Source organism: Lysinibacillus sp. UBA6686, from assembly GCF_002455205.1.
Lineage (GTDB): Bacteria > Bacillota > Bacilli > Bacillales_A > Planococcaceae > Lysinibacillus > Lysinibacillus pakistanensis.
Window position 1 is genome coordinate 26,202 of sequence record NZ_DKJS01000080.1, and the last position, 23,816, is coordinate 50,017.

A 23,816-nucleotide genomic window follows, 5' to 3' on the forward strand; every position below is an offset into this window, starting at 1 on the left:
GAAATAATTGTATAAGCGTTTATTATCAAACTATTCTTAGCGAAATCAAATAATTCCTGATAAATTCTTGTATTAAACTTGTTTTTTTCTTATATTGTAAAAATAGTATAATGATTGTAATAATTTATCAGGCGTTATTATAGTACATTCGACTTAAATAAAACTCAAAAAGTACTTAAAAAATACTTAAAAAAGATAGGATATTAGTAATTAAAATGCAAAACAAAATAGTTAATTTGTGATGAAAAATGCTTGATGGATGACTAAAATGACATTATGCAATAAAAATAGTAGCAGCAGGGATGGGTGAACCATGAAATTAGAGCGTCTTTTAATGATGACAATGATTTTAATAAATCGAAAAAAAGTGACGGCACAGGAGCTCGCTGAATTATTTAATGTATCTGTTCGTACCATTTATCGTGATATCGAAACACTTAGCTGTGCTGGAATTCCTGTTTTGAGCCAGCAGGGGGTTAACGGTGGAATAAGTTTGATAGAGGGATATCGTGTTGATAAACAGGTTCTGACAAAGGAGGAGCTTGCCTCACTTTCCATTGCTATTAAAAGTGCACTTACAACCTATGAAGATGCCCATGCGGAAGCAGTGCTCGAAAAATTAACAAGTGTTGCTGATGAAGAAATAAAACAATCCATTGATCAACTATTTATTGATCTTAGCCCTTGGGGACCATCTATTGTTTTTAAGGAGCAGATTACACTATTAAAAAAAGCAATTGAACAGGCACATTGTGTAAGCTTCACCTACTCTACAACACATGGTCAAGTAACCACTCGTTTTTTAGAGCCACATACATTAGTACAAAAAGGAAAGGTATGGTATGTCTACGGTTACTGTACATTAAGAAAAGACTTTCGCTTATTTAAAATAGCTAGAATGAAAAATTTAAAAGATGAGATGATAACCTTCCAGCGCAAAGAAGTTCATTTGTCTGAATTACCGTGGAACAAAGAGTGGCATCGCCCCCAAAATGTCATCAAGCTAAAGCTATTATTCGATACAACAATAACAACTTTAGTGGAAGAAACATTTGGCGCAGAGCATATAGATCATGAAAATTTAACAGTTAATATTTCATTGCCAGAGGATGAATGGCTATATGGTTTTCTCTTAAGCTTTGGTCACCGTATAAAAGTTATAGAACCGCCCCATGTTAGAGCTATTGTGCAAAAGCGAGCACAGGAAATTCTAGAGCTATATAAAGGTATTTAATTTTCATTTAAAAAAGATGACATACAGCTGTCAGGTTTCCTTTGCTATAGTCGTAACAAATAGTATGAAGGGTGGATGAAATATGCAAAGTTATTGTCAAAGCTGTGGTATGCCATTAGCAAACGAAGCATTGTTAGGAACAGATAAAGAAGGTCAAAAAAGTCAGGACTATTGCATGTATTGTTATGAATTAGGAGAGTTTAAGCAGCCAGGATTGACAGTTGAGGAAATGGTTGAGATTTGTGTACCACATTTAAAGGAAGATGGTATGGCTGAAGAAGAAGCACGCCAAATGTTATCTTCTTTCTCACCAGGTTTAAAAAGATGGAGAAGAGAAGAAATAAAACAGCCAACCATGATAGAACGAGAATCATTTCAAATCGTAGGGATTTCAGCTCAAACGAGCAATGCCAATGAAATTACGCCTCAAGCTAAAATTCCTAAATTATGGTCAGATTTTTATCAGCAAGAAGTGATGGGACAAATAAAAAATCCAGTCAATAACGTTATATTCGGTCTATATTCGGACTATGAAACAGATGTTAATGGGGATTATTCAATTACCCTTGGAGTGGAAGTAGCAGCTACAGATGAAATCACACAAGGGATGGTCGTAAAAACAATACCGGCTGCTAAATATTTAGTTTTTACTTCAGAGAAAGGGTCAATGCCAGACATTGTAATTAAGGCTTGGCAAGATATCTGGGCCTGGTTTGCCAGCTCAGAAATAGAAAGAGCATACACAGGTGATTTTGAGAGCTATGATGAACGATGTGCCAACCCACAAGAAGCACAGGTTGATATTTATATAGCAATCAAATAACAACAAATCTCCTGCCATTTACTTGGTAGGAGATTCGTTGTCGTTTGCTGGAGGAATGATTTCAATATGTGGTTCAATATGCACGAGTACCTGACAGAATCGATTTTCACGAGTAATCGTTTTTTCAATCTCCTCTGTAATACGATGACTTTCAAAGACGTTTAAGTAAGGGTCCACAGTGACAGTTACATCGATAAAGTACATATTGCCATGGGCGCGCCCCTTAAAGTCTAACAACTCAATTACTCCATCAACATTACGAATAAGGACAGACAAAGTCTCAACTTCTTCGATATTAAATGCATCTGTTAGACTTTGAACAGCCTCCCAAAAGATTTCAATTGCTGTTTTAATAATTAGAAGTGCAACGAGAAGTGCAGTAATTGTGTCTATAATAGGAAAGCCGAAAATAGCTCCGAAAATCCCGATTGCTGTACCAATACTTACTAGCGCATCTGAACGATTATCATAGGCTGCTGCCTTTACAGCTGCACTTTTTATTTTTTTAGAAAGTGCTAAATTATAGCGATAAACGATATACATCACTATAGCACTGCCAATTGCGACATAGGCAGTTACTAATGACGGTGCTGTACTAACAGGCTCCCAAAGACCTTTTATCGAATTAATAAGTACCTGTAAGCCAACAATTAACATAATAAACGATGCAACAAGTGAGGCAACTGTTTCGGCACGCAAATGCCCATATTGATGATTAGAGTCAGGTGGAATTTGTGCAATTCTTAATCCAATAAGTACTGCTATAGAGGCGATAATATCAGTAGTATTATTTAATCCATCTGCCTTAAGCGCTTCTGATGCACCAATATAGCCGATTGTTAATTTTATAGAACTTAGTACCAAATATGTTGCAATGGATAACCAAGCACCTTTTTCCCCTTGACGTAAATTTGTATAAAGCTCCATTTTGTTTCCTCCTCGCAAAACTTTCGGGCATTATAAAACGACTCCCTTCTTTGAAAGGGAGTCGTTGCTACAATTTATCATGTTATTGCTATAAGCTCCCCACCACTATAGGTTGTGAGCTATATACATTTTTTATAGCTTGTATCTGTTAGTGCGATGTTAATCGTAACACAGTAAATAAAACACTCAAATTTTTAGTCATTTACATCTTCATTGTCATTTGATAAATCACGTTCAGGTAACTTCAGAACTTCTAAGTATAAAATATGGTGACCATCTAATTCTTTTGCGATAAATTCATAGCCTTGCTCTTTAATGCTATCTCCTTCGACTGCATCAAAGCGCTTTGTCATAAACCAACCGCCGATTGTATCTATATCATCATCTTCTATGTCAGTACCTAGCATATCATTTACATTTTCTACTAGCATCTTTGCATCTAAAATAAAATGATCTTCTGCAATTTCTTGTACTTCAGGGATCTCATCCTCATCAAATTCATCTTGAATATCGCCGACAATTTCCTCAATAATATCTTCAATCGTCACTAAACCAGATGTTCCACCATATTCATCCATTAAAATGGCCATATGAATACGTTCACGCTGAATTTTAAGTAGTAAATCGTTAATTTGTGTTGTTTCCATCACACGAATTATCGGCTGCATATAGTCAATCACAGGCTTATCACCATTTGCAGGATCTTTAATGTAAGCGGTTAATAAGTGCTTCATATTAACTAAGCCGATAATATGGTCTTTGTCACCATCGATAACTGGGTAACGGGTATATTGCTCAACGCCCATTAAATCGAATACTTCTCTAATCGTTAGTTCTTTTTCAATACCAACGATTTCAGTACGTGGGACCATGATTTCTTTCGCAAGACGATCAGAGAACTCAAAAATGCTGTTCACATATTCATATTCTGAAGTATTAATTTCTCCACCTTTTAAACTATCCGACAAAATCATACGTAACTCTTCTTCAGTATGGGCTACTTCTGATTCTGACATCATTTTCAAGCCGAAAAGACCTGTTAAGCCTCGTGCAGATCCGTTTAATAGCTTAATGATTGGATACGTAATGTTGTGGAATAAAATTAATGGGCCAGAAAGATTTAATGTTACAAATTCTGCTTTTTGGATGGCAAGTGTTTTTGGCGCCAATTCCCCCATAACTACATGCATAAACGTTACAATTGAGAATGCAAGTATAAATGAAAGGACAGTAGTAATGTTTTCACTCAAATTTAGAAATTCAAACACTGGATTCAAGATAATCTTAAATGTAGGTTCACCAAGCCAACCTAAGCCAAGTGCTGTAATGGTAATACCTAGCTGACATGCCGATAAGTATTCATCTAAATCTGAAATTACACGTTTTGCATTTTTTGCTTTTTTATTCCCTTCGGCAAGCAATTGATCAATACGTGTAGATCTTACTTTAACGATTGCAAATTCGGTTGCAACGAAAAATCCTGTCATTATTATTAGTAGGGCAAATGCCGCCAACCTTATGGTTATTTCCATTATGTCTCCGTCCAAATAATTCCTTTGTCCCCGCCCGAATGAGGGAGGTAAACAAAGTGTACACCTCCTATGATTTAAAAAATTGTTGGATGATTCAATCATAAAATATTTAGATGCAAAACACAAATATTGACAACCACTTTTTATGATCAATCCGTATTTTACTAACGTCAAAATATTGAAAATCAAAAATCATTGTGCTACCTTTAAAAGGAGCAAAGATAGTTTATTTAGAGAAGGAAGCATTTTATCTCATAAAAAACGACACGTCAAAAATCTCAAGAGAGCTTTATCTGCGAATTTTTTAAATGAATTATTTTTAATAGCATCAAACAAAGGAGCCTTCTCAGCAAGTGAGAGGGCTCCTTCTGCTTTAAATACTATTCTTGTTGGAAGCGTAATTTTAAACACGCTTTTTCAACATCATGAAGTGGTTCTTTGAATGGGATTTCGCCTGTAAAGGATGATATGGTAACAGGTGCCTTTTCCGTAATACCTTGCTGTGTTAAAAGATAATTTTTTCCATTAAACGTTAAATACATATTTTTTACAGATTTTTTTCCGAATGAGCTAGTCGGAGTGTCGATTAAGGCTTTTAATTGGCTGCAAAATTCATTGTAAAAATCACTATTATAGCCAGAAAGTAACTCGAATTTTTTACTATTGATAGTGTCAGCTTCATCTACTAATTCAAAAATTTTAGCAGAAAATTCGGAAAAAACTTCTTTTATTTTTGCACGAATTAATGCTTTTGAATTATAACTGTTTAAGTCATCTAAAAGTGTGACTTTACTCATTGAAATAGCCCCCTGCATACAAAACATTTATTATCAAGTTGATAACATAAATGTATAAGAAAAATGCGGCGATTTCAATAGATGGAAATATTTTTAGCATAAATGATCTGCATTCACTAGTAAAAAATGGGTATATTTAAAAGCTGATTACACGAGAAAGGTACTACTTTTTATTATTCGTACACATGATACAACATAAGCTCATGAATCATTTTTTTAACATCTTCTTCGTTTGGTGGAATAGATCCAGTCCATTGGATATTGCCATCCTTTAAATACTCAGCTGTATAGCGTTCACGTTGATAGAAGAAAGAAATAGCCCAGCCAGGAAGCTGAGAATTTTCAAATAAAGGCTTAAAATTGAAATGCTGAATCATAAACAAACCCCATTTCTTATATATGTAGTTATTATTATTCAAGGATAGTAGTAAATTTGCAACTATTCCACCTAAAGAAAATGATTGAAAGGTGTTGAATTATCTAGGGGTTTTTCTTTCGCTGAAAATCCTTGCTCTGCTATAATGAGTGCAATAGGCGACAAAATCCGCCAATCGTGAATACAATTGAAATGAGAGGGTACTAATGGATAATTTTCTAGTGACTTTACTATTTATGGCCATTATTGGAGCTGCTATCGGTGGTGTAACGAATCACCTAGCTATAAAAATGCTTTTTCGTCCACATGAAGCAATATATATTAAAAATTGGCGTGTACCATTTACACCAGGACTTATTCCAAAACGACGTGATGAATTAGCGAGGCAGCTTGGACTAACGGTTGTAAATTATTTATTAACACCTGAAACCTTTAGGAAAAAATTCTTTTCTAAAGATATTCAGGACAAAGTAGAACAGTTTGTACAAACAAAGGTAGAAGAAACTATTTTTACAAATGATAAAACGATTCAAGATTGGCTTACATTAGCTGGATTTTCTCATATGCCAACAACAATTGAAAACAAGATTGAAGCAATTGTTGAGGGACAATTTGAGTCGATGAAGAATACATTATCAACGAAGTCAATTCATACACTGTTATCGGCAGATATTCAACAAACAATTGACGCAAAGATTCCAGTAGCAGTTCGTCATATATTAGAGAAGGGTGAGGATTATTTTTTATCACCTGAGGGCGAGTTAACTATAAAAGCAATGATTGATGATTTCCTGTCGTCTAAAGGTTCACTTGGTGGAATGATCAATATGTTTTTAGGTGACTCTTCTTCGCTTGTGGCAAAGGTTCAGCGCGAGCTCATAAAATTCTTGCAGGCACCAGGTACAACAGCATTATTAACGAAAATCTTTACACAGGAGTGGGATAAATTAAAAGAACGTCCTGCGATGGATTTTTTACAGGATATTCGATTTGATTTATTATTAATGAAAGTGCAAGGTTATGTAAAAGAGCAGCTAGCAGTTGAGGAACGCTTGAAACAACCTATTTCATATTACTGGCCAGAAGGTAATACATGGATGAAGGAAACAGTCATTCCTCAGGTTATTGAAAAAGCTTTTGTTAAAGCAGAAGAGAAATTAGAGGATGTATTAAAACGCTTAAATTTACAGGAAGTAGTTCGTGAGCAGGTTGATTCTTTCCCTGTGGCGAAGCTAGAGGAGCTTGTACTAGGCATTTCAAAACGTGAGTTTAAAATGATTACAGTACTAGGTGCAGTTCTTGGTGGGTTGATTGGGATTGTGCAAGGGTTAATTGTCTACTTTATTTAAAAAGGGGAAATAAAAGAATGATTAATATTTATAATGAAATTAATGCTTTAGAGGCAACTTTCCGTAAAACACCGGAATTTGAAGAGTTGCAAAAGGCTGTTTCAGTAGTAAAGAATGATGAAGAGGCATTAAATGTTTTTAAAAATTTCCGTAAAATTCAAATTGAGCTACAGAAAAAGCAATTAGCGGGTGAGGATTTTTTGGAAGATGAACTAGTGTACGCTCAAAAGGCGTCTCAGCTTGCTCAGCAAAATGAAAAAATATCTTCAATGCTTGAAGCAGAAATGAAATTAAGCAAGGTGATTGAAGAGGTAAATCGTATTTTAGTAAAGCCTATACAAACATTGTATGAGGGAATATAAAGTACCCTTCGCTAATTAAGGGTCTAGGAATAAATAAACTATTATTTGCACATATAACAATTAGGAAAGAAACGTGTCTCCATGTCGAGGCACGTTTTCACGTTATACACTAATTTAAAAAATATGGAGGTAAGTACTATGCATGTAATTATTGAATGGACATATAAGGCGCTAAAGGGTGCAACAACAGTACTCCGTTCAGAAGAAATGCCAGCAGCTCAAGCAGTACTACTAGCTGAGGATATGGAGCGAACAGGGAGAGTTAAATCGTTGCATTGTATTGATCGACAGGAAACAAACTGGTCGCTAAAGGAGCTGAAGGCCTATTTAAAGGAAATTGAGACAGAGCCACATAACATTACTGTTTATTTTGACGGTGGCTTTGATCGTGCTACAAAACAATCAGGGCTGGGATGTGTCATTTATTATGAGCAAAATGGCAAACCATATAGATTAAGAAGAAATGCCTTTTCATCAGAGCTAAATTCCAATAATGAGGCAGAATATGCAGCGCTTTATTTAGGGATCGTTGAGCTTGATTTACTGAATGTGCATCATTTACCTGTTTGTTTCATTGGTGATTCTCAAGTCGTAATTAATCAATTAAGTGGGGAATGGCCTGCGCTGGAAAAGGATTTATCGAGCTGGGCAGATAAAATTGATGCGAAGTTAGAGGATCTTAATATTCAACCAGAATATCAGCTCATTTCCAGGAAAGAGAATTCAGAAGCGGACCGTCTAGCTACACAAGCCTTAAATGGCATAGACATTACAGGATTAAGCGAAACTGAAAGGTAGTCACTGAACCATTGTCCAAAACCATCTTGGTCATTAAATAGGCTAGACTAAACTAGTAAATGCAATGGACAACCCTTATACGTGTCACACCCCTTTGAATGGGAATTGTAATAATATGGAGGAACCACCTTCCTTTGATTGAAAAAATTCCTTTATCTAAAATGAGTATAAAGGTATTTAATTCTGATAAGAGCCTCGCTACAAATCATATTGTAGAAGGCTCTTTAAGGCTGTTTATTTTCTAACTATCTAAACGACTTGTTAACAAGATAGTTTAATGGGGGTTTTTCATAATTCAACCTTTTGAATTATTAGGATTTTCAAGAATAAAACTAAAGATAATGATGTATACATTATACTTAATATCATCAATCCTGATGTGACATCTGGTTCTTTTTGAAAGTCGAATAACGAAGGAACTCCCACGTAATAAGGAAATAAAACATAGATATAATACATTACTCCGAAGTACAATGCTAGCAATAAAATGATCATACAAAATTTACTAAAACTTGGTTTCTCAAATGTTACTGTATGTCTTCCTTTTGCTAAATTATAGCATGTTGTTCCTAATAAATAGATTAAAATAGTACAAATGAAGATTGTAATACTAAGAATTATTTTAGCGGCAGATTTCACCTTTGGAAAATCCTCACCTAATAAAGGTTTAGGAGTTCCTCCTTCCACTATTCTAAATAAATTAAAACCAGAATGGAATGTTATATCTTGTTTCGAATTTGATAGGAGAACAAGTCCAAATGATTTATCAGAATTTAAAACCATCGTTGAAGTGAAGCCAGGTAATCCACCCTCCATATACATATTTTGCGGATATATATACCAATTGTACCCCATACCATAATTATTAGCTTGGAATACTTCGTTAATACGGTTTGAACGAATCAGATTACCCATAGGAGTTCCCCCCTCGTTTAGTAGACACATCATAAACTTTGCTAAATCTGTGACATTTGAGGATAACCCTGCCGAGCTAGATGTAGCATAAACTAACTCTTCCTTATAAGGTTTAATTTTACCCCAGTGATAACGATGTCCCATTGCTGTATTGGAAAGTTGTTGATCATCAAATGTAAAATACCCTGTTCTGTTCATTCCGAGAGGTTTAAAAATATTTTCATCCATATATTTTGTAAAAGGAACATTTGAAACTTCCTCAATAATTATTTGCAGCAAATCTGTATTCATATTGGTGTATTCAAATGTTTCACCGGGTTTCGCAACTAACATAACATTACGTAGTTTATCACTAATTTGAATTTTAATTTCCCGTCGATCTACACTTTTCACTTCATGAACATTGAGGCGACTAGGCAAACCACTTGAATGATTAAGTAAATGCTTAATAGTAATCTGATTTGACATTAAAGCATCACTTGTTTTAAACCAAGGAAGATAATTAACAACAGGATCTTCTATACGTAAAAGTCCTTTCTCTTGAAGCTGCATAATAGCTATTGTGGTAAACACTTTAGAAAGCGATCCTAAGTTAAAGTTTGTATTTTCGTCAATCTGCTGTGTATCTTCTCGGATATCTAATGTTCCAAAACCTTTAGAATAAATAATCCCATTAAAATCAACAAGTGCAAAGGCCATTCCCGGAATATCATGTGTTTTCATGTTGTTCTCAATTTCAACTTCAATTTGTTTTATTTTCTGGTCCCTATCACTTATTGTTGCCGAAAATTTATCTGTAGACGTGAATAGTAAAATACAAAGAATGCAAATAATTAAAACTATAATTTTTTTAATCATACTCCCCCCTATTCTTTACTATCAAACTGCTTTACTACAAACTAAGTTGATTTTGCTATAATCACATTTTTCAACTAGTATATTTTTAAATTATAGTAACTAAAATCGCAAGAAGAAATACTATATGACTATTTACGAGGAAATAGTAGGCAAGATTCAACCCGTAGAATACAGCAAAGGCATCACGAATAATAAATATTGTTAACCGCACCTCCTAGTCCACCATACCCTTTATATTTTATGTTTTTTACAATTTAGGTCTTGTTAAATCAAATGATGGTTTTTTTATTTTTTAAAATGAAACTTTTACCATTTAAAATCGACTACTACTATGTATCTAAATAATAAGGAGAGATTTTATGAATATGAAAAAGTTTGCACCTGTAGCAATGACAGCATTATTATTTGGAAGTGCAGTTCCAGTCGCTTCAGCCAATGAAAAGCCTACAGAAGCACCGCAAATTCAAATTGATCCTGTACACATTTTCAACAATACACATGGGATAGTTGAGAAAGTCCATACTGGTGAAAAAATTACATATTACACGGTAAAAGATGGCGATCAAACGAATGTTGTAGAAATTACAAATGAAACACCTGTTTTCGATAATACAGGGAAGAAGGTGGATCTTAAAGAGGGAGATAAAATAGTTGCCTATACATTTGCAAACAAGCCTCAAAAATTAATCTATCCACCACAATTCAATCCTGATGTTGTCATAGTTGAAACAGAGGCAGTTGGATTTGTTGATGTTGATTATTTCTTTGAAGACTTAAAAAATACTTATGATATTTTAAAATTAAATATTGGAGAAAAGACGGAGCTTTTCAATTCACAGGGAGAGAAAGTCACAGCTAAGGATTTAGCAGAGAAGCATTTAGTGGTTTTCTATACAGCTTCTACAAAAAGCATCCCAGCTCAGACCACTCCTTCAAAAGTAATCATTCTTGAAAACAAATTTGCTAATACAGCAGAAAATACTGTTGAAGCAGAGATTGCAGCCATTATTGAGGCAGATTCATATGAAGTAGAAGGAACGAAAATGGTTCCTTTGCGCCTGATTGCTGAAAAACGTGGTTTTACGGTAGAGTCAACGGGTAAAGGGGCAATTATAACAAAAGGTAATTTATCTTTCACAATTACGCGCGGTGAAAAAATGTTTGGTGTGAACAAAGCCTTACATCCACTTCATGTAGCACCTGCATTACTAGAAGCGAATAAAACATATGTACCAATAGAGTTTGTTGAGGAATTCCTAAAATAATATGTTTCAAAGTAAAACAGTAAGCTAGAGGAGGTATTCTAGCTTGCTGTCATGTTGTTGAAATACTATTATTTCAATGAAATCAAGGTGATAAATTAAAAGTATAGTCTTTTTTCAAAACGAGGGGTTGATCTCCGTTCCGACTGAGTGCTTTCCAGGGGGCGTCCGATGAGCCGCTTCACTCAGTCTAAACTCCAATCAACCACTGCTCATAGTATTTTCTTCTGGCATTTCATACAAATTAATAGTGATAAATTTGAAGTCTTAGCCATCACTATATTGTGCAAAAATGGAGCTTTGAAAACATTTTTCTATGTGAATGCAGAGCGACAGTAATAAGTGGCTTTATGTAAGGTGAAAAAGTAGTTTATGCATAGAATGTAGGTTGACAGCTATAGAATTGTACTACTATTCTATCCATTTAATGATGGTGAGAAATATGCTTTTACTTTACTTTTNNCTCGCCCACTGGAAAGCGAGTAACCTGGAACGGAAATCATCTTCATTTTGACTAAATATTCTCAAAGGTATCCTTGACCATTTAGTTTTTCAACACTATGACAGTAAGCTAGAGGAGGTATTCTAGCTTGCTGTTTTTGCTTTTAGGAGTATTTAAGATAAATGTCGGATACTTCTTTGCAAAGATTTGAACACTTCGCTTGAAATGAAAAGTTTGCATAAAATTTCTCGCTAGTATTAATTCATCTGAATACAGTAAAGCATGTCGAAAATGTTGCTGGATAAATTTTCGTGCCTGTTCATAGTGCTTGTTGATAGAGATAGCACCGTAAATCTCTTCTTGATCCATAATATAAATAAGATCACAAGGAACTTTATGCATGCGATATTTTAATAAAATAGTAATGTAAATGGTCTTTTCATCACATCGTTCTAAATTAAAGTGATGAAATAATACTTCTAGCTGGTGAATAAAGCTTGGAGCGGAAGAAAAATAATTATTTTTTATAAGAACCATTATCAACACCACCTTTATTAAAAATTATAAAGTGAATAACTTACATTGTCTATAATTAGACGGAATATTCTGTTATTTAAAACTTCTATTTGTAACTTTGCTTAACCTAATAAAAATTTGTTACACTATGGATGCCGTAATTTTGAAAGAAGAGAGCGAAGAAAATGAAAATTATTCACATAGATCAAAATTATCCAGAGGATTGGATTCGCGTATTAAACCATATAGCAAATTTATTTTTTGAGGATTCCAAACTAAAAGCAAAGTCTGATGGAGCCGACATGTCCGTATCCTTTGAGCATCATGTTGCTGAGGATTGTTCTATATCTACAAAAGCAGTATTAGAGGTAGAGGGAAAGCAATTTACAAATGAATATCATATTCAATATAATACACAGGCTGATGGACGTGAGCTAAATATCCGTATTAAACGTGCTCTGTCACATGTATTTTTAGATGTGCTTGAACAATATACGGGGATGCAACAGCAATGGGGTATTTTAACAGGTGTCCGTCCGACTAAGCTCTATCATAAATTTAGAAAAGAAGGCAAGACAGAGAAAGAAATTGCTGACATACTTATTCGTGATTTCCGATTGTCTGCACAAAAGGTAGCACTCTTAAAAGATATTGTTGAACGACAATTAGTGACGATCCCTGATATCGATAACATTGGAAAGGAAATAAGTGTTTATATCGGAATTCCTTTCTGTCCCACAAAATGTGCCTATTGTACGTTCCCCGCATATGCGATTGGAAGTAACCGAAAGCATGGCCGTGTCACTACATTTTTAGAGGGGCTACATATTGAATTAAGAGAAATGGGTAAATGGCTGAAGGACAACGATATGAAAATCACATCTATTTATTGGGGTGGTGGCACGCCAACATCTATTGAGGCACATGAAATGGATGCATTGTATCAGACGATGTACGATTCTTTTCCACATCCTGAAACAATCCGCGAAGTGACAGTTGAGGCGGGTAGACCAGATACGATTACTACAGAAAAACTAGAGGTGTTAAAAAAATGGGGGATTGACCGCATAAGTGTTAATCCACAATCTTATACAGATGAAACGTTAAAGGCAATTGGTCGCCATCATACGGTTCAGGAAACAGTTGATAAGTTTTGGCTTGCACGTGAATCAGGAATGAACAATATTAATATGGATCTGATTATCGGCTTACCAAATGAAGGTATCGAGGAATTCCAGCATTCTTTAGAGGAATCTGCTAAGATGCAACCAGAGTCATTGACTGTTCATACACTATCATTTAAACGTGCATCAGAGATGACTCGTAATAAGGATAAATACAAAGTAGCGAATCGTGAAACTGTTGCAGAAATGATGCAGATGGCACAAAATTGGACAAAGGAAAATGACTATGTTCCGTACTATTTATATCGACAAAAAAATATTTTAGGTAATTTAGAAAATGTCGGCTATAGTAAAGCTGGTGAGGAAAGCATCTATAATATTGTGATCATGGAAGAGGTACAGACAATTTTAGGAATCGGCTGTGGCGCTTCTTCTAAATTTGTTCATCCTGAAACAGGGAAAATTACGCAGTTCCATAATCCAAAAGATCCTGCTGCCTATATCATGACATTTGAGGATGCTATAGGTAAAAAAATTGAGTTTTTAGATGAATTATATAAAGCATAAGGTAGAGGCAATCTGAGTTGTTCAGGTTGCCTTTTTCAAGCTCACAAGAGTGTTTGCTCTGAAGTATAATCATGTTAAAAATAAATGAAGTGGAGGGATAAAATGAAAGTCATTATTAGTCCAGATTCGTTTAAGGGAACCCTGTCAGCCCTCGAGGTAGCAAATGCAATGCAGGCAGGAATCATGGAGGTGGACCAATCAATTCATACTGTGATGTTACCAGTTGCAGACGGTGGAGAAGGCACATTGGAATCGCTTATTATGGCTACTGATGGTCAGTATTTTTCGGCGCAGGTACTTGATCCATTAGGGAGAGAAATAGTGGCGAAATATGGTGTACTTGGTGATAATGTTACATGTGTTATTGAAATGGCTCAGGCATCTGGCATAGTGTTACTTCAGGATAATGAAAAAAATCCTCAACGGGCATCAACATATGGAACGGGTCAATTAATAAAAGCTGCTCTAGATCAAGGATTTAGGAAGTTTATTATTGGCATTGGCGGTAGTGCTACAAATGATGCTGGTATTGGCATGTTAAAGGCACTAGGACTGCAATGTAGAAAAGAGGATGGCTCATTAATTGATGATGGAGTGTCAGCTTTATTAGAGCTGGCCATTATTGATAGTAGTTGTCTAGATTCACGATTAGCTGAAGCACAGTTTACTATTGCATGTGATGTGGATAACCCCTTTATTGGAGAGCAGGGGGCAACTGCTATATTTGGACCTCAAAAAGGCGTAAAAGAGCATCAAATTGCTTATTTTGATAACTGTTTAAAGCAGTTTGCGGACATTGTTGAAGAGCAATATGGCATTCGATTACATGATCTCAAAGGGGCAGGTGCAGCAGGTGGCATAGGTGGTGCATTCATAGCCTTTTTAAATAGTAGCTTCTCAGCAGGTATTGATATTGTAATGGATGCCATTCGATTAAAACAACATATAGAAGGAGCTCAATTCGTTATAACAGGGGAAGGGAAATCAGATCGCCAAACATTACATGGAAAAGCACCGTTAGGAATAGCGAAGGCAGCCAGATTAGCTAATGCTCAGGCAATCTTATTGTCAGGGAATATTGATGATATTGATAAACCAGCATTGTATACTTATTTTACTGTTGTTGAGTCTTTAGTAGATAATAAGGTTAGTGTTCAACAGGCAATGCAAGAGCCTTATGAATGTATTCGTTTGAAAACCAAAAAAATATTTGAGAATCTCTTACAAAAGAGTAGTTCATCATAGAAGATTTTAGAAAATAGTGGGCAGTTCCAAGCTGCTCTTTTTTGTATAATAGAAAAATAGAAAGGAAGTAAGAAGATGAAAAAATTAATAATAGTACTTCTTTGTATTTTTTTATTAGCGGGCTGTACAGAGGTTTTAAAGACAGAAAAAGTACCAGTAACTGCTGGACAAGAAATGCGTGTTCATTTCCTTGATGTAGGGCAGGGAGATTCTATTTTTATTGAGTCAGCAAATGGTAAGACAATGCTTGTGGATGGAGGTGTTAAGGGTGCAGGCCAGCAGGTGGTTTCGTATTTAAAAGAGCTAGGTGTAAATAAGCTAGATATAGTTGTAGCAACACATCCAGATGCTGACCATATTGGGGGCTTAATTCCTGTGTTACAATCATCAATTGATATTGGTCAATTTTATGATTCTGGAAAGGTACATACATCACAAACCTTTGAAGAAATGCTGACACTAATTGATACGAAGAATATTCCCTATTATGTTCCAACAACAGGAGAAAATATAGCGTTTGATGATGATCTTACTGTAAAGGTCTTAAATGCTAATGAGCATGCAACGGATAATAATGATGCATCGATTGTGTTAAAAATGGTATATGGCAATGTTTCGTTTTTATTAACAGGAGATGCGGGGATAGCATTAGAAAAAGACATGCTGCAAAATGATGTACAGGCAACAGTCTTAAAGGCAGGTCATCATGGCTCAAATACGAGTAGCTCGGAGAAATTTATTCAAGCAGTGCATCCAGAAGTAACCGTCTTAAGCTATGGGGAAGGAAATAAATATGGGCATCCTCATGCCGAAGTCGTTGAGCGTTTGCAAGCTGTTGGGAGTAAGATTTATGCTACCGCAGAAGCTGGAACGGTTATCGTATCTACAGATGGTGTAAACTATGATGTGCAGTCAAAAGAATGGTCAGGAGCCAATATCTCAACACCTCCAAATGCCACAAGTGTAGAGATTGTTAGTAAGGATTTAATAGATGAAATTGTCGGTATTAAAAATAATGGTAGTGAAGCAGTATCGTTAAAGGATTGGCAGCTTATTTCAATAGAAGGGAATCAAGTATTCAAATTTCCAAATGTGACATTACAGCCTGGTAAGATCATTTATGTGACAAGTGGAACAAATGCGCGAGATGGTCAAAATTATTTAAAGTGGACGAAGAAACAAATTTGGCTAAATGATGGAGATGCTGCACAATTAAAGAATGCGAAAGGGGAACTTGTTAGTGAGCTCGACTAAATATACCTTAGACCGTATTGAAGATGGCTATGCAGTTTTCTTGAAGTACCCAGAGGAAGAGGAACAACTAATCATATTACAGTCAGCCATGAATAAGCCAGTACAGGTGGGCGATCGTGTGTTAATTGAAGAAATAAACGACATTTATCATATTGAAATTTTACTAGAAGAAACAGAGCAAAAAAAAGCTGAGATAAAGAGCTTAATGGAACGCCTACGTAATAAAAATAAATAGTACATGACAGGCTGTGCGTAAGGTACGCATAGCTTGTTGATTTTAGAAGGAATGTACATAAAATGCCATCCTAAATATTTTGAAAATATGCTAAAATAAGCAGTATTAAAGGAAGCTAGGAGCTGACACAATGTCAATTAATACAATTATTTTTGATTTAGATGATACACTGCTGTGGGATAAAAAATCGGTTAAAACAGCATTTGAAAAAACATGTCAATATGCAGCAACTATACATAAAATAGATCCAGTAGAGTTGGAGGAAGCAGTACGAAAGGAAGCTCGTACGCTTTATGAGGGGTATGAAACATACGACTATACAGTGTTAATTGGAATTAACCCATTTGAAGGTCTATGGGGAACATTTGATGATCCAACAGATTCCTTCCAAAAAATGAAGGGAATTGTACCAGAGTATCGTACTGCTTCATGGACAAAGGGCTTAGCAGCGTTAGGGATTGATGATGCGCAATTAGGAGAAGAGCTTGGTGAGCGATTTGTGGTTGAACGTAAGGTATCGCCATTTTTATACGAGGATACATTTACTGTACTGGATGAGCTAAAAGGAAAATATCAGCTCATTTTATTAACCAATGGTGCTCCAAGCCTACAGAACTTAAAGCTGACAATTACACCAGAAATAGCGCCATATTTTGACCATATTATTATTTCTGGAGACTTTGGCAAAGGAAAGCCAGATGCCGCCATTTTCGAGCATGTTATGGAGAAGGCAGGTATTACAGCCGATGATGCCATTATGGTGGGCGACAATTTAAATACTGATATTTTAGGCTCATCACGTGTGGGTATGCGGAATGTATGGATTAATCGTGAAAACAATGTTCCAAGTGGTGCTGTAACACCAACTTATGAGGTAGATTCTTTAACTGCACTTTTAGAACTTGTGAATAAGCTATAAATCAAAAATGTACTGATTCATCAAAGGATCAGTACATTTTTTTTGCAGCCTATCAATGCAAACTCAAACTTTACCGGAATTCCATTCCAATAAATTGAATTATCAAAAAAATAAATTTATACTAAATAAAAGTAAACACTTTCAATCTAGTGATTTCGATTTGGAGAAATGTACAAGCCTTTTTCGTTGTAAAGACTGCATGTTTATGGGGGTGTATATAGTGAAAGCAAATCGTTTAGTGTTTGAGAATGCCATTGATATTAATCCACGTTCGGGCATTATAAAGTTCAATGGGAATCGAATGATCTTAAAATCAGCTGAGGCACTTGGTTTTTTTAGGCGTGATATTATTCAAACGTTGAATATGGAGCGAGCAAAGGGCTTTTTATTACGCTATGGATGGGCATGCGGCTATAGTGCTGGTGACTCTATTGAGAAAATGTACAATTGGAAAGAGTTAAAAGAGTTAATAAAAGCTGGCGCTGCAATCCATACTTTAGAGGGTGTTGTCAGTGTAGAAATTGATGTACTGGAAATAAGCAATGATAAATTTGAAATGGAAGGCAAATGGTTCCATTCTTACGAGGCGGAGGAGCATGTCCGCCATTTTGGCTTTAGTGAAGAAAGTGTGTGCTGGACATTAATCGGTTATGTAGCAGGCTTTCTAGCAAAAACTTATTCAAGAGAAGTCGTTGTTTTTGAGGAAAAATGTCGTGGTAAATGTGATGACTATTGTAAATTTGTTGTTCGAACTAAGGAGCATGCAACAGCAGAGCAATTAGATTTATTACGATATTTTCAAGAAACATCCTTAGCTGATGAATTAGACGCTACTTATAATGAGTTAAAATCATTGAATAATTCTATCCTCCATTCTGACACCATCCACAAACAAATGACACATGCAATGCTAGAGGGCTATACGTTAAATCAACTCTTACATCTTTTAAGTGATGCGTTGCAATGTAGTGTAGCAATAGAGCGTAGATATTTAATGAAGCCAATTGGTTATTATTTTATGCAGAAGGATGATGAGCACCTCTATCTAGAAGGAAAACTTAGGAAAAAGGAGTTTCGACATGAATATGAAATTATGACGATGAAAAAACAATTGGGGACTTTAGTGATTCTTAGTCATAATGACTTAACAAGAGAACAGGAAATGATTATTGAACGCGCTGTGACGGTATTTTCAATTTATTTATATACACAGATGCAAATTGCTCAGTCCCAATGGCAAAAAAAGTCCGATTTTTTAGATGAAGTCATGAGTAGACAATCTTCCACAGAGGCACTCATTAAAAAGGCTCGCAGCATTTTCTATTTTGATCCGAGTAAAAACAATCGTGTAATTGTCATCACATCTGAGTATGAGGAACCAGAAATTTTGCATAGCTTTTTAATGACAGAGTATTTAAATATTGAGTGTTTCATTAAAAATCAAGAAATTTTACTTATTCTAGAGGATTGTGAAAAGGATATTGGATATATATCAGACTTTGTTAGCATTTTAACGAAACGATTAAAAGAACGATTTAAGCAATCTATATTCCAAATTGGTGTAGGGAAAAATGCTGATAGGTTAGAGGAAATTGGAAGCAGCCACAATGAGGCTAGACTGATTTGTCAATTTCTACAATATGCAGCACCTGGAAAGACACAATCTGCTATTTACGAAAACTTTCAGCATATTATGCTATTTTTAAAGACGACAAATCCAAAGGAGCTTCTGCATTTCTATGAAGAGGTGCTAGGTCCGCTAATAAAATATGATGAGCAAAATAATGCAACACTTGCCCATACGTTAGAGGTTTTTTTAAACAATAGCGGTAATGTCAATAAAACAGCAAAGGCTTTGAGTCTTTCAATTCCAGGTTTTCGTTATAGAATGGAAAAAATTGAATCTTTATTACAAGAAGATTTACGTACAGGAGATGGGCGTTTTCGATGCCAATTAGCTTTAAAAATCTATTATGTACTGAAAGCATTAGAAAATAAAAAGTAGAGAAAGTCAGCGTATTTGCTGGCTTTTTTCTATTTTTTGCACATATTCCTTTCAAATTTGAAGGAAAAATGGCGGAATTCTATACTTTTTATTAATTATCTAAAAATTCCGAAAGAACTATATTTAAATAGACATGTCAAACAAGAAAAATAATTGTAGGGGGGAAGGGAATGGTCGTAAAACAAGGTACGAAGCCATTGACAGGGCAAGAATATTTAGAAAGTTTAAAGGATAGTCGAGAAATTTGGTTACATGGTGAACGTGTAAAGGATGTCACGACTCACCCAGCTTTTCGGAATTCGGCTCGATCGATTTCACGTTTATATAATGCCATGCATGACCCAAAATACAAAGATATTTTAACTTGTGAAACGGATACGGGTAGTGGAGGTTATACCCATAGTTATTTCCGTGCAGCACGAAGCGCGGATGATTTAATGAAAGGACGGGATGCTATTGTAGCTTGGGCCCGCCTTACATATGGGCAGATGGGGCGGACACCAGACTATAAAGCTTCCTTCCTTGCAACACTTGGTGGGAATCCTGAATACTATTCACCTTTTCAAGAAAATGCAAAGCGTTGGTACAAAGAGTCACAAGAACGAAATTGGTTCTTTAATCATGCAATTGTGAACCCACCTGTAGATCGGCACAAAGATGTTCATGAAGTGGGCGATGTTTTTATCCAAGTGGAGCGTGAAACAGACAAAGGCTTGATTATTAGTGGTTCGAAGATGGTAGCAACAGGATCAGCTATTACTAATTACAATTTTGTGGGTACGTATGGATTACCAATTAAAGATAAAAAATTCGCGGTTGTTTTTATTGCACCAATGGATGCTCCTGGTGTAAAGCTTATTAGTCGAGCATCGTATGAAATGACGTCTGCGATTATGGGTAGTCCATTTGATTATCCGCTAAGTAGTCGTTTTGATGAAAATGATGCAGTACTTGTATTTGAGCAAGCGCTTATTCCGTGGGAAAATATTTTAATTTATGAAGATATGCAAAAGACAACTTCATTCTTTGTAGAAAGCGGTTTCATTAATCGCTTTACTTTCCAAGGTGTCACACGCTTAGCGGTGAAATTAGATTTTATTATTGGTGTATTGTTGAAGGCATTAAAGACAGCGGGTACTGATCAATTCCGTGGTGTTCAGGTTCATATTGGAGAAATTATTGCTTGGCGTCATATGTTCTGGTCATTAAGTGATTCGATGGCCTTGAATCCTGAGAAAAAAGAAAATGGTATCGTTATTCCGAATTTAAATGGTGGACTAGCATATCGCGTATTTTTACAGGAAGGTTGGCCAAAGATTAAGGGCATTATTCAGCAGATTGTAGCAGGGAATTTAATTGTTCAGCCATCTAGTGCAAGAGATTTTTTAAACGAGGAATTCCGTCCGACATTAAATAAGCTCTACCGTGGTTCTAATGGTATTGAAGCACTTGAAAAAATTAAAACAATTAAGCTACTTTGGGATGCGATTGGTACTGAATTTGGTGGCCGTAGTGAATTATACGAACGAAATTATGCTGGAAATCATGAAGATATTCGATTACAAACATTGTTTGGTGCACAAGGCAGTGGTAAAACAGATGAGTTTATAGCGTTTGCTGAGCAATGTATGGCAGATTACGATTTAACGGGGTGGACAGACCCTACGTGGGTTAATCCTGATGATGTAAATTATTTTACAAATAAATAATGAAAAAATTAGGGGGAATGTTTGATGTCAAATTTTGATGTAGCACAATTAGCGCATGTGGAGCTTTTTACACCAAAGCCAGAGGAATCTTTAAAGTTTTTCACAGATTATATGGGGTTACAAATTACAGCGCGTGAAGGGCAATCGGTATATTTACGAGGCTATGAAGATTTTTATCATCACACATTAAAGCTTACAGAAGGGAAAGAAGCAGGTCTTGGACATTCTGCATGGCGTGCAAGTTCACCAGAAGCACTGGAGCGTCGCGTCGTAGCTTTAGAAAAAAGTGGTTATGGGAAAGGTTGGATTGATGGTGATTTAGGTCACGGTCGTGCCTACCAATTCGCCACACCAGATGGCCACAATCAAGAAATTTTGTGGGAAGTAGATTATTTTCAGCCAGTTGAAGATCAAAAAACATTGCTAAAAAGCCGTCCACAAAAACGTCCATTAATGGGTGTGCCAGCCCGACGTTTAGATCATATCAACTTAATGTGTAGGGATGTGGCTAAAAACCGTGAGTTTATGTCTGAGCATTTAGGCTTCAAGTTACGGGAACAAATTGTGTTGAACAATGATGAAGAAATCGGAGCATGGATGAGTGTTAGCCCGCTAGTACATGAGGTAGCGTTAATGAACGATCAAACTGGCAATAGCGGCCGCTTCCATCATATTGCATTTTGGTATGGCTATCCACAGCACCTAATGGATACAGCTGATATTTTTGTAGAAAATGGTATTCAAATTGAAGCTGGGCCTGGAAAGCATGGTGTGAGTCAAGCATATTTCATGTACGTGATGGAGCCTGGTGGCAACCGAGTTGAATTATTTGGCGATTCAGGCTATCTGATTTTCGATCCCGATTGGAAGCCGATAACGTGGCGCGAGAATGAGTTAGATGAAGCGATTATTTGGTACGGCTCTCCACTACCAAATGAATATTTCCTATATGGTACACCAGATCGAGCAGTAAAGGTTCCAGTGAAATAAACAATACTAGAGTTATCACAATGTGGGTTGATTTCCGCGGAGCAACAGATTTTTTTTGTGGAAAGCACAGTGTAACATAGCGGAAGCGACACGATGTTGGTCATGAAGGCGGTATCACAGGACTTAGCCTAAGTTCAATCTATCTCTAATCCTAAGAGAGTCGCTCAGTCACCATATCATCGCTAACTTTGATAATAAATAAGCTTGTATTGTATCTGTAAAAAAGTCCAAACAGCTGTCTTAAATACTATTTCAGAGTATTTAAGACAGTACTAAATCATGAGGAGGTTATGTAATGGAGGATCGTCTATTTAGAAATGCGATGGGGAAATTTGCAACAGGTGTCACTGTGATTACAACAAATGTTAATGGCAAAATACATGGCATGACTGCAAATGCGTTCATGTCTATTTCACTTAATCCGAAATTAGTTGTCATCTCTATTGGGGAAAAAGCTTCTATGCTAAAGCATATCCAACAAAGTGGAACATTTACTGTCAATTTTTTATCTGCCCAGCAGCAAGAGCTGTCAATGCTATTTGCTGGACAAATCAAAGAAGAGCGTCATGTAACATTTGGTGATTTACAAGGTGCTCCAACAATTGAAGGGGCTATTGCACAAGTGAGCTGTGAGGTGGCAAGCACGTATATAGAAGGTGATCATACATTATTTATCGGACGAGTAAAAAATATTCATCTAGAAGATGGGGAGCCATTGCTATTCTTTAATGGACGATATGGTGCACTATCATCGGAAACACCGGTGCAAATCTAGGAGGTAGAGGCTATGGATAAACAATTATTTGCAGAGAAATTACAGGAAGCTCAGGTATTGAAGCAACCTATCGCCCCCTTAACTTCTACTATTCCAGATATAACTGTAGATGATGCTTATGCTATTCAATTACTTCAAATTGCTTCAAAGCAACAGGAGGGGAAGCATATTGTTGGTAAGAAAATCGGCTTAACGAGTAAGGTGATGCAGCAGCAATTTAATGTGTCAGAGCCAGATTATGGTCATATTTTATCGAATATGGTGGAGGTCGATGGTGCAACAATTTCTCTCAATCATTTCATTCAACCAAAACTGGAATTTGAGATTGCGTTCGTTTTAAAGAAGGACTTATATGGACCAAATATTACAGTGGAGGATGTTATTGAGGCAACGGATTACATCGTCCCTGCACTAGAAGTAATTGATAGTCGAATAGCTGATTGGAAAATTCGATTTGAAGACACGGTTGCAGATAATGGTTCCTCCGCCATGGTGATTATTGGTGGGAGGCCAACAAAATTGCTAGATGTAGACTTACCACATATTGGTATGAATGTTTATCGAAACGGCGAGTTGTTTGATAGTGCCGCCGCTGCCGCTGTAATGGGTGATCCATTACGTGCAGTTGCATGGTTAGCTAATAAGCTTAGTAAATATCATATCGGTTTGCAGGCAGGTGAATTTGTGTTAGCAGGTGCTTTGACAGCCGCAGTTACCATTGAGGACGGAGATACGTTTGTTGCAGAGTTTGCTCATTTAGGTGCTGTGTCCGCTACGTTTAGGCTGAAGGGGGAGAAATGAA

At 36.1% G+C, this 23,816-nt stretch carries 23 protein-coding genes; 17 read left to right on the forward strand and 6 right to left on the reverse strand.

From position 1 onward, the window contains the following. Positions 1 to 313: 313 nt before the first annotated feature. Positions 314 to 1,234: a helix-turn-helix transcriptional regulator gene (locus B2R82_RS21360; protein WP_286926933.1), complete on the forward strand. Its 921-nt coding sequence runs from the start codon at positions 314 to 316 to the stop codon at positions 1,232 to 1,234. 82 nt (positions 1,235 to 1,316) lie between these two features. After that, a complete protein-coding gene (locus B2R82_RS21365) occupies positions 1,317 to 2,057 on the forward strand; it encodes an effector binding domain-containing protein (RefSeq protein ID WP_286926934.1) in 741 nt (246 codons plus the stop codon). Positions 2,058 to 2,075: 18 nt separating this feature from the next. On the opposite strand, the gene B2R82_RS21370 is transcribed toward B2R82_RS21365, so the two are convergent. The 4 genes from B2R82_RS21370 to B2R82_RS21385 all read right to left on the reverse strand — a co-directional run bounded on the left by B2R82_RS21370 (position 2,076) and on the right by B2R82_RS21385 (position 5,690). Further along, positions 2,076 to 2,984, reverse strand: coding sequence for a cation diffusion facilitator family transporter (locus tag B2R82_RS21370; protein ID WP_286926935.1), 909 nt, complete (start codon positions 2,982 to 2,984; stop codon positions 2,076 to 2,078). A gap of 194 nt (positions 2,985 to 3,178) precedes the next feature. Beyond that, entirely contained in the window at positions 3,179 to 4,516 is a 1,338-nt protein-coding gene (locus B2R82_RS21375; RefSeq protein WP_286926936.1) for a hemolysin family protein, read from the reverse strand. A gap of 380 nt (positions 4,517 to 4,896) precedes the next feature. Then, positions 4,897 to 5,313, reverse strand: a complete 417-nt coding sequence (locus tag B2R82_RS21380; RefSeq protein ID WP_286926937.1) for a hypothetical protein — start codon at positions 5,311 to 5,313, stop codon at positions 4,897 to 4,899. Positions 5,314 to 5,486: 173 nt separating this feature from the next. Next, positions 5,487 to 5,690 carry a YheE family protein gene (locus B2R82_RS21385; RefSeq protein ID WP_054771990.1) on the reverse strand — a complete coding sequence of 68 codons (204 nt, stop codon included), beginning with the start codon at positions 5,688 to 5,690 and terminating at the stop codon, positions 5,487 to 5,489. Between the two features lie 205 nt (positions 5,691 to 5,895). Between B2R82_RS21385 and B2R82_RS21390 the strand changes: the two genes are divergently transcribed. The 3 genes from B2R82_RS21390 to B2R82_RS21400 all read left to right on the forward strand — a co-directional run bounded on the left by B2R82_RS21390 (position 5,896) and on the right by B2R82_RS21400 (position 8,198). Then, positions 5,896 to 7,038 carry a DUF445 domain-containing protein gene (locus B2R82_RS21390; protein WP_286926938.1) on the forward strand — a complete coding sequence of 381 codons (1,143 nt, stop codon included), beginning with the start codon at positions 5,896 to 5,898 and terminating at the stop codon, positions 7,036 to 7,038. A 17-nt stretch (positions 7,039 to 7,055) separates the two neighbouring features. Beyond that, on the forward strand, positions 7,056 to 7,400 hold the full coding sequence (locus B2R82_RS21395; RefSeq protein WP_286926939.1) for a YlbF family regulator: 345 nt from the start codon (positions 7,056 to 7,058) through the stop codon (positions 7,398 to 7,400). 138 nt (positions 7,401 to 7,538) lie between these two features. Continuing rightward, positions 7,539 to 8,198 (forward strand): ribonuclease H family protein, encoded by a 660-nt coding sequence (locus B2R82_RS21400; RefSeq protein WP_286926940.1) that lies wholly within the window; start codon positions 7,539 to 7,541, stop codon positions 8,196 to 8,198. A 288-nt stretch (positions 8,199 to 8,486) separates the two neighbouring features. Here B2R82_RS21400 and B2R82_RS21405 read toward each other — a convergent pair whose 3' ends face one another. Next, positions 8,487 to 9,971 carry a serine hydrolase domain-containing protein gene (locus B2R82_RS21405; RefSeq protein ID WP_286926941.1) on the reverse strand — a complete coding sequence of 495 codons (1,485 nt, stop codon included), beginning with the start codon at positions 9,969 to 9,971 and terminating at the stop codon, positions 8,487 to 8,489. A gap of 359 nt (positions 9,972 to 10,330) precedes the next feature. Here B2R82_RS21405 and B2R82_RS21410 point away from each other — a divergent pair, with 359 nt between their 5' ends. Beyond that, the gene (locus B2R82_RS21410; protein WP_286926942.1) at positions 10,331 to 11,236 is read left to right on the forward strand and encodes a stalk domain-containing protein; all 906 of its coding nucleotides are present in this window, start codon (positions 10,331 to 10,333) and stop codon (positions 11,234 to 11,236) included. Between the two features lie 168 nt (positions 11,237 to 11,404). Then, entirely contained in the window at positions 11,405 to 11,572 is a 168-nt protein-coding gene (locus B2R82_RS21415; protein WP_286926943.1) for a hypothetical protein, read from the forward strand. A 232-nt stretch (positions 11,573 to 11,804) separates the two neighbouring features. Here the strand turns inward: B2R82_RS21415 and B2R82_RS21420 are convergent, their stop codons facing one another. Next, entirely contained in the window at positions 11,805 to 12,212 is a 408-nt protein-coding gene (locus tag B2R82_RS21420; RefSeq protein ID WP_286926944.1) for a hypothetical protein, read from the reverse strand. A gap of 164 nt (positions 12,213 to 12,376) precedes the next feature. Between B2R82_RS21420 and B2R82_RS21425 the strand changes: the two genes are divergently transcribed. From B2R82_RS21425 to B2R82_RS21470, 10 genes are all read left to right on the forward strand, one after another. Next, entirely contained in the window at positions 12,377 to 13,882 is a 1,506-nt protein-coding gene (locus B2R82_RS21425; RefSeq protein ID WP_286926945.1) for a coproporphyrinogen III oxidase, read from the forward strand. Between the two features lie 102 nt (positions 13,883 to 13,984). Then, complete coding sequence (locus B2R82_RS21430) at positions 13,985 to 15,127, forward strand: glycerate kinase (RefSeq protein ID WP_286926946.1); 1,143 nt, start codon at positions 13,985 to 13,987, stop codon at positions 15,125 to 15,127. Between the two features lie 75 nt (positions 15,128 to 15,202). Further along, positions 15,203 to 16,381, forward strand: a complete 1,179-nt coding sequence (locus B2R82_RS21435) for an MBL fold metallo-hydrolase (RefSeq protein ID WP_286926947.1) — start codon at positions 15,203 to 15,205, stop codon at positions 16,379 to 16,381. Continuing rightward, complete coding sequence (locus B2R82_RS21440; RefSeq protein WP_286926948.1) at positions 16,368 to 16,616, forward strand: DUF3006 domain-containing protein; 249 nt, start codon at positions 16,368 to 16,370, stop codon at positions 16,614 to 16,616. Before B2R82_RS21435 ends, B2R82_RS21440 begins: the two co-directional genes overlap by 14 nt. Before the next feature lie 130 nt (positions 16,617 to 16,746). Continuing rightward, complete coding sequence (locus B2R82_RS21445) at positions 16,747 to 17,535, forward strand: HAD family hydrolase (protein ID WP_286926949.1); 789 nt, start codon at positions 16,747 to 16,749, stop codon at positions 17,533 to 17,535. Positions 17,536 to 17,755: 220 nt separating this feature from the next. Next, positions 17,756 to 19,540 carry a XylR N-terminal domain-containing protein gene (locus tag B2R82_RS21450; RefSeq protein WP_286926950.1) on the forward strand — a complete coding sequence of 595 codons (1,785 nt, stop codon included), beginning with the start codon at positions 17,756 to 17,758 and terminating at the stop codon, positions 19,538 to 19,540. Positions 19,541 to 19,710: 170 nt separating this feature from the next. Next, positions 19,711 to 21,249 carry a 4-hydroxyphenylacetate 3-hydroxylase N-terminal domain-containing protein gene (locus B2R82_RS21455; RefSeq protein ID WP_286926951.1) on the forward strand — a complete coding sequence of 513 codons (1,539 nt, stop codon included), beginning with the start codon at positions 19,711 to 19,713 and terminating at the stop codon, positions 21,247 to 21,249. A 24-nt stretch (positions 21,250 to 21,273) separates the two neighbouring features. Then, positions 21,274 to 22,239, forward strand: coding sequence for a catechol 2,3-dioxygenase (locus B2R82_RS21460; protein ID WP_286926953.1), 966 nt, complete (start codon positions 21,274 to 21,276; stop codon positions 22,237 to 22,239). A gap of 295 nt (positions 22,240 to 22,534) precedes the next feature. Further along, the gene (locus tag B2R82_RS21465; RefSeq protein WP_286926955.1) at positions 22,535 to 23,014 is read left to right on the forward strand and encodes a flavin reductase family protein; all 480 of its coding nucleotides are present in this window, start codon (positions 22,535 to 22,537) and stop codon (positions 23,012 to 23,014) included. A gap of 12 nt (positions 23,015 to 23,026) precedes the next feature. Then, a complete protein-coding gene (locus B2R82_RS21470; protein ID WP_286926957.1) occupies positions 23,027 to 23,815 on the forward strand; it encodes a 2-keto-4-pentenoate hydratase in 789 nt (262 codons plus the stop codon). The last annotated feature ends 1 nt before the right edge of the window (position 23,816 follow it).

Bases quoted from the DNA above. Each gene is read 5' to 3' on its own strand.
- B2R82_RS21365 (WP_286926934.1), top strand. From the start codon at position 1,317: ATGCAAAGTTATTGTCAAAGCTGTGGTATGCCATTAGCAAACGAAGCA.
- B2R82_RS21420 (WP_286926944.1), bottom strand. From the start codon at position 12,212: ATGGTTCTTATAAAAAATAATTATTTTTCTTCCGCTCCAAGCTTTATT.
- B2R82_RS21375 (WP_286926936.1), bottom strand. From the start codon at position 4,516: ATGGAAATAACCATAAGGTTGGCGGCATTTGCCCTACTAATAATAATG.
- B2R82_RS21425 (WP_286926945.1), top strand. From the start codon at position 12,377: ATGAAAATTATTCACATAGATCAAAATTATCCAGAGGATTGGATTCGC.
- B2R82_RS21395 (WP_286926939.1), top strand. From the start codon at position 7,056: ATGATTAATATTTATAATGAAATTAATGCTTTAGAGGCAACTTTCCGT.
- B2R82_RS21390 (WP_286926938.1), top strand. From the start codon at position 5,896: ATGGATAATTTTCTAGTGACTTTACTATTTATGGCCATTATTGGAGCT.
- B2R82_RS21465 (WP_286926955.1), top strand. From the start codon at position 22,535: ATGGAGGATCGTCTATTTAGAAATGCGATGGGGAAATTTGCAACAGGT.
- B2R82_RS21380 (WP_286926937.1), bottom strand. From the start codon at position 5,313: ATGAGTAAAGTCACACTTTTAGATGACTTAAACAGTTATAATTCAAAA.
- B2R82_RS21445 (WP_286926949.1), top strand. From the start codon at position 16,747: ATGTCAATTAATACAATTATTTTTGATTTAGATGATACACTGCTGTGG.
- B2R82_RS21405 (WP_286926941.1), bottom strand. From the start codon at position 9,971: ATGATTAAAAAAATTATAGTTTTAATTATTTGCATTCTTTGTATTTTA.
- B2R82_RS21370 (WP_286926935.1), bottom strand. From the start codon at position 2,984: ATGGAGCTTTATACAAATTTACGTCAAGGGGAAAAAGGTGCTTGGTTA.
- B2R82_RS21410 (WP_286926942.1), top strand. From the start codon at position 10,331: ATGAATATGAAAAAGTTTGCACCTGTAGCAATGACAGCATTATTATTT.
- B2R82_RS21470 (WP_286926957.1), top strand. From the start codon at position 23,027: ATGGATAAACAATTATTTGCAGAGAAATTACAGGAAGCTCAGGTATTG.
- B2R82_RS21400 (WP_286926940.1), top strand. From the start codon at position 7,539: ATGCATGTAATTATTGAATGGACATATAAGGCGCTAAAGGGTGCAACA.
- B2R82_RS21435 (WP_286926947.1), top strand. From the start codon at position 15,203: ATGAAAAAATTAATAATAGTACTTCTTTGTATTTTTTTATTAGCGGGC.
- B2R82_RS21415 (WP_286926943.1), top strand. From the start codon at position 11,405: ATGAGCCGCTTCACTCAGTCTAAACTCCAATCAACCACTGCTCATAGT.
- B2R82_RS21385 (WP_054771990.1), bottom strand. From the start codon at position 5,690: ATGATTCAGCATTTCAATTTTAAGCCTTTATTTGAAAATTCTCAGCTT.
- B2R82_RS21360 (WP_286926933.1), top strand. From the start codon at position 314: ATGAAATTAGAGCGTCTTTTAATGATGACAATGATTTTAATAAATCGA.
- B2R82_RS21455 (WP_286926951.1), top strand. From the start codon at position 19,711: ATGGTCGTAAAACAAGGTACGAAGCCATTGACAGGGCAAGAATATTTA.
- B2R82_RS21430 (WP_286926946.1), top strand. From the start codon at position 13,985: ATGAAAGTCATTATTAGTCCAGATTCGTTTAAGGGAACCCTGTCAGCC.
- B2R82_RS21460 (WP_286926953.1), top strand. From the start codon at position 21,274: ATGTCAAATTTTGATGTAGCACAATTAGCGCATGTGGAGCTTTTTACA.